Here is a 12,968-nt window from a genome sequence, read left to right as displayed (position 1 = left end):
TCTGAGGACACACCATGTCAGTTGCAGCGGACAGCCTCCGTGACCGGCAGCGCATCATCTGGGACCAGTTCGCGGCCGGCTGGAAAAAATGGGATGCGGAACTGCTGGACTGGCACAGCCCGTTCGGCGAGGCCATGCTCGAGGACGCCGCGCTCAGGCCGGATTTCCGGGTGCTGGATGTCGCCGCCGGTTCCGGCGAGCCCGGGCTCAGCGCCGCGGCCCTGGTTCCCGGCGGGGACGTGGTCCTGGCCGACATTTCCGCCGGCATGCTGCACGTCGCAGAGGAGAAGGCAGCGGCCCGTGGCGTCACCAACGTCAGTTTCCGGGTGTGCGATGCCGCCGACCTGCCGTTCGAGGACGGGAGCTTCGACGCTGTCCTGTGCCGTTTCGGCCTGATGTTCTTCCCGGAGATGCGGACCGCCCTCGGAGAGATGGTGCGGACGGCCAGGCCGGGCGCCCGGATCAGCGCCGCTGTGTGGGGCCGGGCCGCCGCCAACCCGTGGGCGAGCCTCATTCTGGGCACCCTCGCCCAGCACACGGAACTGCCCCGCCCGGCGGCGGAGTTGCCGGGCCTGTTCCGGTGCGCCGCGCCGGGGTTTATGACTCGGATGTTCCAGGACGCAGGCCTGGGGCAGGTGACGGAGCGGACGGTCAGCACCGATCTGGTGCATGCCTCCCCGGAGAGTTACTGGGAGTTCATGATCGACATCGCCACCACGGTCGCGACAGGCCTGGCCAAGGCGGACAGGGAGGCCCGGGCGCTGATCCGGTCGGACGTGTTCCATATGCTGGGCCGGTACGAGCACCAGGGCGCAGTCAGGATGCGCTCGACGGCGACCATCGTCACCGGCACCCGCGGGTGACTCAGGCTCCCTGGCAGGAGCGTTGGGGGCTTCTGGGGCGGAACGGCTAGGCCGGGACCGCCGGCCCGGAGGCGTCGGCGATGATGGCCCGGACGGAGTTGTTGCGGGCCTCATGGGTGAGTTCCGCGAGGCCCAGCGCCTCAAGAAGGGGCGGCAGGTACATCCCGAAGCGGCCGCGGTATCCCTTCCGCAGCCCGTACCACCCGCCGACGGGGTTTTCCGGATCGCGTCCCCACGCCTCGACGGTGCCGTCGGTGGCCGGTTTGTTCTCGTCCGAGGCGCCCAGCGGGACCCAGTCGTCCTTTTCCATCAGCCACAGCTGCAGGTCTTCGATGGCGCGCAGGTGGTACTTCAGCGTGGTGGAGCCCACCTGGCAGACGAGGGCCGGGGGATCGGCCTGTTCATCCTTGTACATCGTGTATTCGGACGTTCCCGAGGCCGTCTTGAGCTCCCAGGGATCCTGCTTGGTTCCAGATGCCACGTGCTGACCGCCTTCGGTAGGGTCCTTTGCCGGCTGATGGGACCGAGCCTACCCACTGCACCCTCTCGGGCGCGAGGGCTGGGCGCGAGGGTCTAGACGCCCAGCTCTTCCTTCAGCGCAGCGACGTGCCCGTCGGCCTTGACCTGGTACTGCGCCAGCTTGACCTTGCCCTCCGGGTCCAGGACCACGGTGGAGCGGACGATGCCCTCGGTGATCTCGCCGCGGACCAGTTTCTCGCCCCACGCACCGTACGCGAGGGCCACGGCGTGGTCCTCGTCGGCGAGCAGCGGGAAGGTCAGGGCGAAGTCGCCGGTGAAGTGCGCCAGGGCCTCGGGGGCATCCGGGGAGATCCCCAGGACCTCATAGCCGGAGCCCTGGAGGGAGGACAGGCTGTCGCGGAAATCGCAGGCTTCGGTGGTGCAGCCCGGGGTGGCGGCCTGCGGGTAGAAGTAGACGATGACGTTCTTGCCGCGGTAGTCAGCCAGGGCCACCGGCTTGCCCTCGGCGTCCGGCAGCGTGAAGTCGGGGGCCGGCGTTCCGGGCTGAAGCTTGACAGTGAGGTTCTGGCTCATGGGAGGTCCTTCGCGGGGCTGATGGATACGTGTCTGTGGTGCACAACACCGGGCGCCGATGCCGTATTCCGTCAGCGGTCAGCGGGGTGTCGGCTGGCGTAGTGCCCAGTCGAAGGCCGTCGCGGCGGAGGCCTTGTACTCCAGGCCGATCCTGCCCCGGTAGCCGAGTTCACGGCTGCGGGCGATCCACCGTTCCAGCGGCAGGGTCCCTGTTCCGGGGGCGCCGCGGCCGGGCGCGTCGGCGATCTGGACGTGGCCGAAGTCCGCGGCATGCCTGTCGATGACGGCATCGACGTCGTCGCCGTTGACGGCGAGGTGGTAGAAGTCGGCGAGCAGTTTGATGTTGGCCGCGCCGGTTTCCTGCCGGACGCGGTCGATGACCCGGACGGCGTCGTCGGCGGTAAGCAGCGGGTAATCGGGGGCGCCGCTGACGGGTTCGAGCAGCACGGTTCCGCCGATCGGGGCGACGCCGGCGGCCGCGGCCGCGAGGTTCTGGACGGCGAGTTCGTCCTGGGCCTCCGGGGCGTGCCCGCGAAGGCGGTTTCCGTAGAGGGCGTTGAAGGACGTGCAGCCGAGCCGGCCGCCGATCCCGGCAACGACGTCGATGTTGTCCCGGAACTCGGCCGAGCGCCCGATCCAGGAGACCAGGCCGCGGTCGCCTCCCGGCATATTTCCGGCGTTGAAGTTCAGGCCGGAGAGCTGGACACCGGCGTCGGTGACCGCGCGTTCGAACCGGGTGATTTCGGCGTCGCCCGGGACGGAAGCCTCGAAGGGCCACCAGAATTCGACGGCGTCGAACCCGGCGGCTTTCGCCGCTGCGGGCCGTTCCAGCAGCGGCAGCTCGTCCAGCATGATGGAGCAGTTCACGGCATAGGTCATAGCGGGTTCCTTCCGGGCGAGCGGGGGAGCCCTACCGTTTTCGGGGATCTTTCCGGGCCGCAAGCCCCACCAGGGCGCCGATTCCCAGGCCGATCAGCAGCCCGGTAAACGGTTTGTCGACGGTGGCCACGCCGACGGCGAAGCCGATGGCAGCGCCAACCAGCATCCCGATCCACAGCGACTCGTACTTCACAGCCTCAGGCTAGCAACCCCGGGGCCGGGAGGGTGAGGATTTCGGCGGCGCCGTCCGTGATGGCGATGGTGTGCTCGCTGTGGGCGGTCCGGCAGCCGGTGGCGCTGCGGAGTGTCCAGCCGTCGGGGTCCGTGACGAGTTTGGCCGTGTCCGCCATGACCCACGGCTCGAGCGCCAGCAGCAGCCCCGGGCGCAGCTGGAATCCGCGTCCCGGCCGCCCGGTGTTGGGCACGTGCGGGTCCTGGTGCATGGTCGATCCGATGCCGTGGCCGCCGAACTCGGTGTTGATCGGGTACCCCGCTTCCGTGAGGACTGTGCCGATGGCGTGCGCGATGTCGCCGATGCGGGCCCCGGGCGTGGCCGCGGCGATTCCCGCCTTCAGGGCGCGCTCGGTCGCGTCGATCATGGCGACGCTGGCCGCGGGCCGTGAGCCGCCTACCAGGAAGCTGATGGCGGAATCCGCGGCGATGCCTTTTTTGGAGACGGCGAGGTCGAGGGTCAGCAGGTCCCCGTCGGCCAGCGCGTAGTCGTGGGGGAGCCCGTGCAGGACGGCGTCGTTGACGGCCGTGCAGATGTAGTGGCCGAACGGCCCGCGGCCGAAGGAGGGAGCGTAGTCGAAATAGCAGGAGTCGGCGCCGGCGCCGGCGATCATTTCCCGGGCCCAGCGGTCAATCTCGAGGAGGTTCGTGCCGACTTTGGTCCGGTTCTTCAGCGTCTGCAGGATGGTGGCGACCAGCGCCCCCGACTCCCTGCCCCGGTCCAGTTCGGTTGGGTTCAGGATCTCGATCATGCGCGCCTCACTGTCTTTACTCCAATAACTATCCCGGCCATATTATCCCGGTACTACAATTGGGTCCATGGTCAGATTGCCACTCACATCCGAAGAGGTCGAGCGCGGAGAGCGCCTCGGGGCCCTGCTGCGCCGGGCCAGGGGCCAGCGTTCCATGCTCCGGACCGCGCTCGACGCCGGGGTTTCACCGGAAACCCTCCGGAAGATCGAGACCGGCCGGGTGGCGACCCCGGCGTTCCCGACCATCGCCGCGATTGCCGAGGTCCTGGGGCTTTCCCTGGACGCGGTGTGGGCCGAGGTCAACGGTCCAGGGCGGGCTGTTGAGGCGGCCGGTGGCCCCCGCGGCGGGCATGACCGGCTGGCTTCCTGATCCGGTGGACTTAGAGTCCGGGCACGGCGTGATCGCGCCCTCGATCGAGGACTTTGTCCGCCGTCTCGCCGCGGTGAAGACGGGCCCCGGCTGTACCAACTTCTTCGACCACACCTCTGCCGCGAACGCGCTGCGCCGGCGGAACCTGGCCCTCTACCTGCAGGAAATGCTGGACCGCGCGCCCACCGTGCTCCTGCTGGGAGAGGCCCCCGGGTTCAGGGGCATGAGGATTACCGGGGTTCCCTTTACCAGCCGCACCATCCTGGCCGGCCCGGTCAATCCGCTGGGCCTGTTCGGTCCGGGCAGGGGCTACGTGCTGCCGGCGGACGCTGCCGGGATCGCGGCGGAGCCCACTGCCACCGTGATGTGGGAGGTCCTGGCCGAGGTGGGCATCCTGCCGCTGCTCTGGAGCGCCTGCCCCTGGCACACCCACGTCCCCGGCCGGCCGCTGTCCAACCGCACCCCCACGGCGGCCGAGGCGGCGCTCGGCGCCCCGTTCTGGCAGGCGCTGCGGGAGCTGTTCGGGATCGAGACGGTGGTGGCGGTGGGGAACGTGGCGCACCGCAGCCTGCAGCGCAACGGCCTGGACGTGCCGAAGATCAGGCACCCGGCCCATGGCGGACGGTCCGGGTTCAAGCGGGGCCTGGAGGAACTGATGGCGGCAGGCGCGGCGGGATAGGCCGGTCCGGCGGGCCGGGGGCAGGCCCGCTAGCTCGGGGACGCGGCAACCGGGCACACGCAGGCAAGCCGGGGGATTCCCCGGCTTGCCGGTGCGCGATGGCAGCCGCCGGACCGGTGGCCCGACGTCGGACGGTTCCTCAGTGCCCGATTGTTGCCACCTCGCTCATTTCCCAGTGGGTCCAGTTGGACCAGTGGTCGCCGCTGCGGACGCGGAACGAGACGAGCTGGTACACCTTTTCACTGCCACGGCGGTCATGGACGCGGTCGTAGCTGTGGATGGTCACCGAGTCGTCGCGGCGGTTGAAGGACTCCCAGAAGACGGACCGGCCCAGGAAGTCGTCGTGCCGGCGGCCATGCTCTTCCTCAAAGCGCAGCTGCCTGATCTGAACGCTCCTGTGGTCCTTGCAGTCAACCTCGATGCGGAAATCGACCCAGTGGTGGCGCTCGGTAGGCGTCAGCGGATCCACGGTGCAGCCACGGAAGTCGGTCGAGGCATCGGCCGGTGCTGCCAGGGCTACCGGTCCTCCGATGAGACCCAGGGTGAGGGCCGAAGCCAGGGCAAACCTGACCGACCGGGGCCGGGATTTTCTTGCTGTTGGGGTAGTGGTGGACATTTCCTTTGGTGCTCCTACTGGAGGATGCGGTGCTTCAGTGTCGGACGGCGTGCGCCGGTCACGATCACGCCGCAGGGACGCCGCAGCCGCGGCGGCACCACCGTCCAGAATCGATTAGCTCACCCGTGCTAAGTGCGGGTGCAGGTCCGGGTGCTCCAGGCATTCCCGGTACGTTAATCGTGCGCCTGACCGCGCCCGCGCGCCAGCCCCGCGGCGCATTCGGAATAGCGCCGCGGGATGGCCGGACCGGGTCCGGAGCGCCGGTTCGCTACTTCGCCAGGAACCCGAGCAGGGCCTCGTTGACCTCCGCGGCGTGGGTCCAGAGCATGCCGTGCGGGGCGCCGTCGATCTCCACGTAGTCGGCGTCCGGCAGGGCCTTGGCGAAGCGCCGGCCGGTGACGTCGATCGGGAGGATATTGTCGGCGGTGCCGTGCACAATCAGTGCCGGGACGTCGATCTTCGGGATGTCCCCGCGGAAGTCGGTCAGCCAGGTGGGTTGCGCGGCCACGGATGCCGTCGGGCCGCCGGCGGTGGCGAGGTTCCAGCCGGCGCGCATGACTTCCTCGCTGAGCCGGGGCGTGCCCAGGAAGGTGTCGCTGTTGTAGAAGTTCTTGAAGAAGTCGGTAAAGAAGGCGTAGCGGTCTGCCGTGACCGCTTCGAGCAGCCCATCGAACACGGACTGCGGAACGCCGTCCGGGTTGTCCTCGGTCTGCAGGAGGTAGGGCTCCAGTGAGCCCAGGAACGCGGCCTTCGCCACCCGCTGCGAGCCGTAGGTGCCCAGGTAGCGGCCCACTTCGCCGGTGCCCATCGAGAATCCGACCAGCACGGCGTCGTTGAGGTCCAGGTCCGTCATCAGGGTGTTCAGGTCGGCGGCAAAGGTGTCGTAGTCGTAACCGTCGGTGGGTTTGCTGGAGCGGCCGAACCCGCGCCGGTCGTACGTGATCACGCGGTAGCCGGCGGCCAGGAGTGCGGTGGTCTGCTTCTCCCAGGATGACCCGTCCAGCGGATAGCCGTGGATCAGCACCACGGGCTGGCCGGCGCCGTGGTCCTCGTAGTAAAGCTCGACGTCGGTGCTGTTTTCGGTTCCAACCTTGATGTGTGCCATGAAGCGGTCCTCTCGGTACGGTCTGACGTCAGTACATGCGTCCCGGCGGTGGGACCCACTGTAAGGAACCAACGCCGCCGGCGGACAGGGTGTTCCACGAATTTGCCACCAATACCCCCAGGGGTATAGTTGAGCAACGAACCCCCGATAAAAGGAGCCCACAATGTGCCAGGCAGTTGCATGCAAGAAGTGCGGAAAAACCACCTGGGCCGGCTGCGGCCAGCACGTCGACCAGGTCATGCGCGGTGTGAAGGCGGCGGACCGCTGCAAGGGCCACGAGGACGAGCCGAAGACCGGCTTCTTCGCCAAGTTGTTCAGCCGCTAGGCGGCAACGGCGGCGCGTTCCGAGGCCGGGCGCCGCAGGTCGGTGCCGTAATACGACGACGGCGGACCGCCCCGTCCGCCGTCGTCCGCCTGGAGACGATTAGGCTGGCAGCTATGCCGAAGAAGATCACTGTCAGCCTGCCGGACGCCTCCCTGCGTGAGTACCTCCAGCCCCATCCGGACGTCACCATCCTCGAATGGGACATGACCGGGGAGCCCCCGCTGCAAAGAATCGACATTGTTGTTCCGCCCTACATGGCCGGGACTCGGCCGCTCGGCGCGCTGAAGGACGTGGAGACCGTGCTGGTGCAGAGCCAGTCCATCGGCTACGACGGCGTGACCGACGTTTTGCCGGCCGGCCGCGTCTTCGCCAACGCCGCGAGCGTCCACGAAACGTCCACGGCCGAACTGACCCTGGCCCTCATCCTGGCAAGCCAGCGCGAGTTTCCGCGGATGCTGCGGAACCAGCAGGACGGCCGCTGGGAGAGCCGCCCGACGGCCAGCCTCGCCGATCAGCGCGTGCTGATTGTCGGGTACGGTGGCGTCGGAAAGGCCATCGAGGACAGGCTCCTGCCGTTCGAAACCACTGTCACCCGGGTGGCCAGCCGCGCCCGGACCGACGCCCGCGGCCCCGTCCACGGCATCGACGAGGTCGGTAGCCTGCTGCCGAACCACGACATCGTGGTGGTCGTGGTGCCGCTGCGCGATTCCACCCGCCACCTCATCGACGACGCGTTCCTTGCCGCCATGCCCGACGGCGCCCTGCTGGTCAACGTGGCCCGCGGCCCCGTTGCGGACACCGAAGCCCTCGTCAAGCACACCACTGCCGGCCGGATCCGCGCCGCACTGGACGTCACCGACCCCGAGCCGCTGCCCCAGGACCACCCGCTGTGGGGCACGCCCGGCGTCATCATCAGCCCGCACATCGGCGGGGCATCCGCGGCCATGCGCCCGCGGATGGGCCGGCTGCTGCAGCGCCAGATCGAGCTTATGATGGCCGGCGAACCACCCCTGAACGTGGTGCTGAACGGCTAGCCCCGGCCATACCCGGGGCCGGTTGGCAGGCATGCCGGAGCGAAGCGCCTACCAGCCGTTAGTGCCCGGGGCGCCCTTGAACGGTCCCACGATGTTCGCGGTGATCCAGCCGCCGTAGAAGTCGCCGGCCTGGGCGGCCACCTTCTCGCCGTCGACCTCGCAGGACTCCATGCGGCCGGGGTAGAGGGCCACCCGTGTGCTGAGTGCCTCGAAGCCCCGGGCCGGGTCCGGATAGGTCCACGCGCCGCGGCTAACCGTGACGCCGCCGGCGACGACGTCGAAGTAGTGCGCTTCGCCCTTGAATTCGCAGAAGCTGGTGCCCTCCGCCGGGACAAGCACTCCGGGTGGGAAGGCGTCCACCGGCAGGTAGTAGACCGGGGGGTGGCTGGTTTCCAGGACCCGAACCGTAGAGGTGGTGTCGGCTATGACGTGTCCGCCGAGCCGGACCACCACCCGTTCGGACCGGGGCTCCGCCCGAGGCGGCCGCGGGTAGTCCCACACCGATTCCTGGCCCGGCCCCGCCTTGATGGGCCGGGGGCGACGGAGGAAGCCTGAAACGCCGTTGCTGGGAGTCATCTCCACATCATGGCACCTTCCGCGGCCGAGACCAGGGTGGGGTGCGCCACGGCCCTTATTTTGGCGTCCCGTTGTGCGGCCGTTGGGCGAGTTGCTGGGCCTGCCGTTGATGCACTCCGGGTAGCCAATCCAGCGCAGCGGACGGTCCGAGCCGCGGGTCGTCGGGTTCGGCGCCGTCGCGCAGGCCCGCCAGGTAGGCGCGGTCCTGGTGCACTCGCGCCCGCAGCTGACCGGCCCCGCCGACGGAACCGTGCCCCGGGACGACCGCGACGACGTCGTCGGCCACGCCTTCGAAAAGCAGCAGTGCCGCGAGATAGTCCCCGACCGGATCCGCGGCTTTCAGGTCCAGGAACGGCATCAGGATGTCCGAAAGCATGTCGCCGGCGACCAGCACGCCGCTCTCCTCGACCAGCAGCGCCGCGTGGCCCGCGGCATGGGCCTGATGCTCCAGGATCCGGACGGTTGGGCCGTCCCAGGGGACGTGCGCGGTGCCGGCGGGCAGCCCGGTGATGAGGCCAAGGTGTTCCATCGGGATTTCCGCGGCGAAGTCCGGCGGGAGCACCCCGGCGACGCGGACTTCCCAGTCCGGCTGTGAGAGCAGTTCCCGGATCGGGGCCGCGCAACGGGCCGTGGCGTAGCGGGGCGCGTCGCCGAAATCCGCGAGCCAGAGGACATGGTCCCAGTGCGGATGGGTCGAAAAGCCCGCCACGACCGGCTGGCCCAATTCGCGAAGGTCTTGGGCTAGGGCGGCCATTTCGTTTCGGGTTATCCCCGGGTCAATCAGCAGCACACCCGCCTGTCCCTGCACGATCACGCAGTTGCTCTGCAGGAACTTGCTCTCATGGACCAGAACGCCCTCAGCGACTTGCTTCAGCACGATGTGCCTTCTTGTAGTGGTTGGTAGTGCCTGCCGAGACGGTATTCCCGGGCGGTGGCGGAGCGCAAGGACTACGGCGCACTTCTTTCACCCGGGGTGGGAGAATTTCCGGGCCCGGCGGTGTCCACCACGCAGAACCGGTTGCCTTCCGGGTCGGCCAGGATCACGTAGTCCGCGTCCGCCGGCAGTTTGTCCCAGTGCACCCGGGTGGCGCCGAGCGCGAGGAGCCGCTCCACTTCGGCGGCCTGGTGGTCTGTGTAGAGGTCCAGATGCAGGCGCGGCGGGACCTGCACAGGGGCGGGGACGCGGTCCAGGGAGACGCACGTTCCACTGCCGCCGGGCGGTTGTAGGATGACAAAATCGTCCTCAGGTTCGTGCCGGGGCGAAAAGCCCAGGGCAGCCTGCCAGAAGGCCAACTGGAGTTCGAGGTTGTCCACCCGGATCACGATCGAGCCAATGCTCAGCATGTTGCCAAGCTACACCGGGAGGGAAGTTAAGTGATCGCGGAGTCCACCACCGTCCGGGCGCGGGACGGCTTTGAACTGGCCGTGCAGGCCCGCGGTCCGGCCGGCGCCCCGGTGTTGCTGCTGCTTCAGGGGCAGGCCAATTCCCACCGCTGGTGGGACGGGATCCGGGACGCCTTCGAAGGTGAGTTCCGGACCATCCCGATGGATTATCGCGGCACGGGATCGAGCCGCGGCCCGGTGGAGCACTGGACCATCGCAGGGTTCGCGGCCGACGCAGCGGACGTGCTGGCCGGCGTCGGAGTTCGAAGGGCGCTGGTCTACGGGACATCGATGGGTGGCCGTGTTGCGCAGATGCTGGCGGTGAATCATCCCCAGCGGGTGGCGGCCCTGGTGCTGGCGTGTACGTCACCGGGCGGGACGAACGCCGTTCCGCGTCCGCGTGGCGTCAGTGCGTCCCTGGCCGCAGGGTCACCGGATGAGCGGCTGGCGATCCTGCACCGTCTGTTCTACACGCCGGCGTGGCCGCATGCTCCGCGGGACAGTTTCCTGCTGGGGGACCCGACGATGACCCGGGCTGAGGCTTCCGCCCATCGGAAGGCGAGCCGGCAGCATGACGCCTGGGAGTTCCTACCTGACCTGGACGTCCCCACCCTGGTCCTGCACGGGGACGATGACCAGATGACGCCGGTGGAAAATGCCAGGCTGCTGGCGGAGCGGATTCCTGCGGCCGAGTTACGGATCTATCCCGGCGGACGGCACGGGTTTTTCGAGGAATTTTCGGCGCAGGTCAACCCGGTGGTGGCGGAATTTTTTGCCGCCTTCAAGGCTCCGGCGCGGCAATGAGTGGGGCGGAGACGTCGCCGGAGTTTGTCAGATACCAAGCGGTCCGACCGAACGCACGCGGGAATCATGTCGGGATATTCGGTCTAGCCAACGGGCTGGCGAAGGAAGGCAGGCTAACCAGCGAAGATTACCGCTGGTGGCAGGACGCGAACGCCTGGTACGACGCCGCCTATCCCGACCCCAACCGTGCCGATCCCACTGTCTACGACCGCGAACGCAATCCGCATGCCCAGGCATGGTTCAAGGCCAGCGCAACACACCTGCTGGCCCGAATTCCCGGTTATCTTCAGTTGCTGGCCCGGTACGCCGTGCCGTGGGAGGAACTCCGTACGCCCACCCCGGGGCGTGTCCTCTATGAAGATGACGTCCAAGTTGTGGTGGATCCTCAGACCAGTCCAACCGCGGCGCTGCCCTAAGGTTGTGCCGCTCAACTACTGGAGCTTTGGGGCCCGCTCTCGGTAGCGTGAGCCGCATGACCATCAAACTGGAGAACGTCGGCATTGCCGTGCGTGACCTCGAGGCAGCGATCGCCTTTTTCTCGGACCTTGGCCTGACCGTCGTCGGCCGTGACACCGTCAGCGGCGCCTGGACCGACACCGCCGTCGGCCTTGACGGCAACCACGCCAAGATTGCCATGCTCCAGACGCCCGACGGCCACGGGCAGCTGGAGCTCTTTGAGTACATCCACCCCACGGCGATCGAGACGGAACCCACCCTTCCCAACGAGATCGGCATGCACCGGGTGGCTTTTTCGGTCGACGACATCGACGAGGCCCTCGCCATCGCCGCCAAGCACGGTTGCCACCCGCTGCGAGGCGTCGCGAACTACCAGGACATTTACAAGCTGACCTACCTCCGTGGCCCCAGCGGCATCCTCGTGATGCTCGCGCAGGAACTGAACAAAAGCTAACCTCCGGCCGGCCCTGGACCGGCGGGCACTGACCGAGCGTCCCGCAGCACTGAAGGAGTTGACGCGATGACTAAGTACCTGATCCCGTTCCCGAGCGCCGCGATGGTGTTCCCCGAGGATGAACTGCCGGCCGTCGCTGAGGCGGCACACGCCGTCGTCCAGGAAGCGAAGGACGCCGGCGTCTGGGTCTTCGGCGGAGGCATTGATGAGAGTATCCCGCCTGTGATGGTCGACGCCGATGGGAGCGTCCGCGACGGCACCTACCCGCAGACGGCGCAGCTCGAAGGCGGCTATACGGTGATGGAGTTGCCGTCGTACGAGGCCGCCCTGGAATGGGCCGCCAAGATCGCGACCGCCTGCCGTTGCGCGCAGGAGGTCCGCGCGTTCCAGTACGACCCCGCCAGTTAGTGCGCGTGAGAAAGGAAAGGCCCCCGGGGAAAACCGGAAGCCTTTCCTTTTCTAGTTATGTTGGTTGGGTTTGTACTTACTTGACGGCGACAAATGCTGTGTCGGCAAGCATTCCCGGCCGAATAGCGAGGACGCCCTGCGCTGCGGTTGCTGACGGGACCTCAATGGCCTTGTTGCCTTTGGCCGTCGCGCCCTTGTAGAGAGTACTGGTCGTGTTGATCGCCTGCGGTGCCATGATCAGTTTGTCGAGTCCGTTAATGGTCTTGCCGTCGGGCGTGACGTAGTCGACGGAGACGAACGCGGGCATCTGACCGTTGGCGTCGTCACCGATGTAGGTGGCGGAGTAGTTCACGAGGATGTACTCGGATCCTGCGGCCGGCGGCTTGTTATAGGTATCGGCAGCAAGGACGGCATTGGTGGCGCCAAGCTTGACGGAGTTAACGACGATCCGCCAGTCCTTGGACTCCACGGCCGAACCAATCGGGTTCGGGTTCTCGCGGGTTCCGACTTTGCTGTCGGCTTTACCGGCCGGCGCCGCGTTCGCGGAGGGCGCACCGGAAGGCTGGACGACCTTCGTCTCTCCGCTGCCCATTGCGTTACTGAGCGATGTGGCGACGACCGAAGTAAATACGACGACCCCGACGATGGTGCCGACGACCGAAAGGATGAGGGCCGCGATGCCCATGCCCTTGCCCTTGTCCTTGAAGAACAGGGAAACAATGGAAAGGATGAACGCAATAGGAAGCAGAATCCAGCCGATGATGAGGGCGCCCGGAACGCAAGCGAAGATGAATCCGACGATCGCCGCAATAAGTGCGATCAGTCCAACAGTGTTTCGCGGTTTCTTCGTCTTGGTTGGCTGCTGCGTAGGCAATTGAGGGGGCGCCCCGTGAACGGACGGTGCCGAGTACGGTTGCTGCGGATCGTGGGGCGCGGTCTGCTGTGAGCCCACCCCAGGGAGCTCTGAATTTGTCATGAAA

The 12,968-nt window shown here is 67.7% G+C and carries 20 protein-coding genes; 9 read left to right on the top strand and 11 right to left on the bottom strand.

Going from position 1 to position 12,968, the window contains the following annotated elements; all coding sequences use genetic code 11:
* Window positions 1-14 precede the first annotated feature (14 nt).
* Entirely contained in the window at window positions 15-863 is an 849-nt protein-coding gene (locus AC1DHY_RS04620) for a class I SAM-dependent methyltransferase (RefSeq protein ID WP_476878574.1), read from the top strand.
* A 46-nt stretch (window positions 864-909) separates the two neighbouring features.
* On the opposite strand, the gene AC1DHY_RS04615 is transcribed toward AC1DHY_RS04620, so the two are convergent.
* The 5 genes from AC1DHY_RS04615 to map form a co-directional block, all read right to left on the bottom strand.
* The gene (locus AC1DHY_RS04615; RefSeq protein ID WP_476878573.1) at window positions 910-1,344 is read right to left on the bottom strand and encodes a DUF6855 family protein; all 435 of its coding nucleotides are present in this window, start codon (window positions 1,342-1,344) and stop codon (window positions 910-912) included.
* A gap of 92 nt (window positions 1,345-1,436) precedes the next feature.
* Window positions 1,437-1,916, bottom strand: a complete 480-nt coding sequence (gene bcp / locus AC1DHY_RS04610; protein ID WP_476878572.1) for a thioredoxin-dependent thiol peroxidase — start codon at window positions 1,914-1,916, stop codon at window positions 1,437-1,439.
* Window positions 1,917-1,994: 78 nt separating this feature from the next.
* On the bottom strand, window positions 1,995-2,795 hold the full coding sequence (locus AC1DHY_RS04605) for a hydroxypyruvate isomerase family protein (protein ID WP_476878571.1): 801 nt from the start codon (window positions 2,793-2,795) through the stop codon (window positions 1,995-1,997).
* Window positions 2,796-2,826: 31 nt separating this feature from the next.
* Window positions 2,827-2,988 (bottom strand): hypothetical protein, encoded by a 162-nt coding sequence (locus AC1DHY_RS04600; RefSeq protein WP_476878570.1) that lies wholly within the window; start codon window positions 2,986-2,988, stop codon window positions 2,827-2,829.
* A 4-nt stretch (window positions 2,989-2,992) separates the two neighbouring features.
* The gene (map, locus tag AC1DHY_RS04595; RefSeq protein ID WP_476878569.1) at window positions 2,993-3,778 is read right to left on the bottom strand and encodes a type I methionyl aminopeptidase; all 786 of its coding nucleotides are present in this window, start codon (window positions 3,776-3,778) and stop codon (window positions 2,993-2,995) included.
* A gap of 67 nt (window positions 3,779-3,845) precedes the next feature.
* On the opposite strand from map, the gene AC1DHY_RS04590 reads away from it, so the two are divergent.
* Both AC1DHY_RS04590 and AC1DHY_RS04585 read left to right on the top strand, forming a co-directional pair.
* Window positions 3,846-4,148: a helix-turn-helix transcriptional regulator gene (locus AC1DHY_RS04590; RefSeq protein WP_476878568.1), complete on the top strand. Its 303-nt coding sequence runs from the start codon at window positions 3,846-3,848 to the stop codon at window positions 4,146-4,148.
* A gap of 4 nt (window positions 4,149-4,152) precedes the next feature.
* Window positions 4,153-4,827, top strand: a complete 675-nt coding sequence (locus tag AC1DHY_RS04585) for a uracil-DNA glycosylase (RefSeq protein WP_476903215.1) — start codon at window positions 4,153-4,155, stop codon at window positions 4,825-4,827.
* A 139-nt stretch (window positions 4,828-4,966) separates the two neighbouring features.
* Here the strand turns inward: AC1DHY_RS04585 and AC1DHY_RS04580 are convergent, their stop codons facing one another.
* Both AC1DHY_RS04580 and AC1DHY_RS04575 read right to left on the bottom strand, forming a co-directional pair.
* Window positions 4,967-5,443 (bottom strand): hypothetical protein, encoded by a 477-nt coding sequence (locus tag AC1DHY_RS04580; protein WP_476878566.1) that lies wholly within the window; start codon window positions 5,441-5,443, stop codon window positions 4,967-4,969.
* 268 nt (window positions 5,444-5,711) lie between these two features.
* Window positions 5,712-6,548: an alpha/beta fold hydrolase gene (locus tag AC1DHY_RS04575; protein ID WP_476878565.1), complete on the bottom strand. Its 837-nt coding sequence runs from the start codon at window positions 6,546-6,548 to the stop codon at window positions 5,712-5,714.
* A 163-nt stretch (window positions 6,549-6,711) separates the two neighbouring features.
* Between AC1DHY_RS04575 and AC1DHY_RS04570 the strand changes: the two genes are divergently transcribed.
* Together AC1DHY_RS04570 and AC1DHY_RS04565 are read left to right on the top strand one after the other, a co-directional pair.
* Entirely contained in the window at window positions 6,712-6,873 is a 162-nt protein-coding gene (locus tag AC1DHY_RS04570) for a hypothetical protein (protein ID WP_476878564.1), read from the top strand.
* 113 nt (window positions 6,874-6,986) lie between these two features.
* Window positions 6,987-7,907, top strand: coding sequence for a 2-hydroxyacid dehydrogenase (locus AC1DHY_RS04565; protein ID WP_476878563.1), 921 nt, complete (start codon window positions 6,987-6,989; stop codon window positions 7,905-7,907).
* Window positions 7,908-7,955: 48 nt separating this feature from the next.
* Here the strand turns inward: AC1DHY_RS04565 and AC1DHY_RS04560 are convergent, their stop codons facing one another.
* The 3 genes from AC1DHY_RS04560 to AC1DHY_RS04550 all read right to left on the bottom strand — a co-directional run bounded on the left by AC1DHY_RS04560 (window position 7,956) and on the right by AC1DHY_RS04550 (window position 9,827).
* Entirely contained in the window at window positions 7,956-8,483 is a 528-nt protein-coding gene (locus AC1DHY_RS04560; protein ID WP_476878562.1) for a DUF427 domain-containing protein, read from the bottom strand.
* A gap of 55 nt (window positions 8,484-8,538) precedes the next feature.
* Window positions 8,539-9,360 (bottom strand): MBL fold metallo-hydrolase, encoded by an 822-nt coding sequence (locus AC1DHY_RS04555; RefSeq protein ID WP_476878561.1) that lies wholly within the window; start codon window positions 9,358-9,360, stop codon window positions 8,539-8,541.
* A gap of 71 nt (window positions 9,361-9,431) precedes the next feature.
* Window positions 9,432-9,827 (bottom strand): VOC family protein, encoded by a 396-nt coding sequence (locus AC1DHY_RS04550; RefSeq protein WP_476903214.1) that lies wholly within the window; start codon window positions 9,825-9,827, stop codon window positions 9,432-9,434.
* A gap of 30 nt (window positions 9,828-9,857) precedes the next feature.
* Here AC1DHY_RS04550 and AC1DHY_RS04545 point away from each other — a divergent pair, with 30 nt between their 5' ends.
* The 4 genes from AC1DHY_RS04545 to AC1DHY_RS04530 all read left to right on the top strand — a co-directional run bounded on the left by AC1DHY_RS04545 (window position 9,858) and on the right by AC1DHY_RS04530 (window position 11,988).
* The gene (locus AC1DHY_RS04545; RefSeq protein ID WP_476878559.1) at window positions 9,858-10,670 is read left to right on the top strand and encodes an alpha/beta fold hydrolase; all 813 of its coding nucleotides are present in this window, start codon (window positions 9,858-9,860) and stop codon (window positions 10,668-10,670) included.
* Window positions 10,667-11,086: a hypothetical protein gene (locus AC1DHY_RS04540; protein ID WP_476878558.1), complete on the top strand. Its 420-nt coding sequence runs from the start codon at window positions 10,667-10,669 to the stop codon at window positions 11,084-11,086. The genes AC1DHY_RS04545 and AC1DHY_RS04540 overlap by 4 nt, the downstream gene beginning before the upstream one ends.
* A 56-nt stretch (window positions 11,087-11,142) precedes the next feature.
* Window positions 11,143-11,580: a VOC family protein gene (locus AC1DHY_RS04535; RefSeq protein WP_476878557.1), complete on the top strand. Its 438-nt coding sequence runs from the start codon at window positions 11,143-11,145 to the stop codon at window positions 11,578-11,580.
* Between the two features lie 66 nt (window positions 11,581-11,646).
* Window positions 11,647-11,988 (top strand): YciI family protein, encoded by a 342-nt coding sequence (locus tag AC1DHY_RS04530; protein WP_476878556.1) that lies wholly within the window; start codon window positions 11,647-11,649, stop codon window positions 11,986-11,988.
* 76 nt (window positions 11,989-12,064) lie between these two features.
* Here the strand turns inward: AC1DHY_RS04530 and AC1DHY_RS04525 are convergent, their stop codons facing one another.
* Complete coding sequence (locus AC1DHY_RS04525; protein ID WP_476878555.1) at window positions 12,065-12,964, bottom strand: hypothetical protein; 900 nt, start codon at window positions 12,962-12,964, stop codon at window positions 12,065-12,067.
* Window positions 12,965-12,968: the final 4 nt, after the last annotated feature.

Source organism: Arthrobacter sp. 05L44 (genome assembly GCF_056397605.1).
This window is presented reverse-complemented; position numbering and strand designations above follow the sequence as displayed.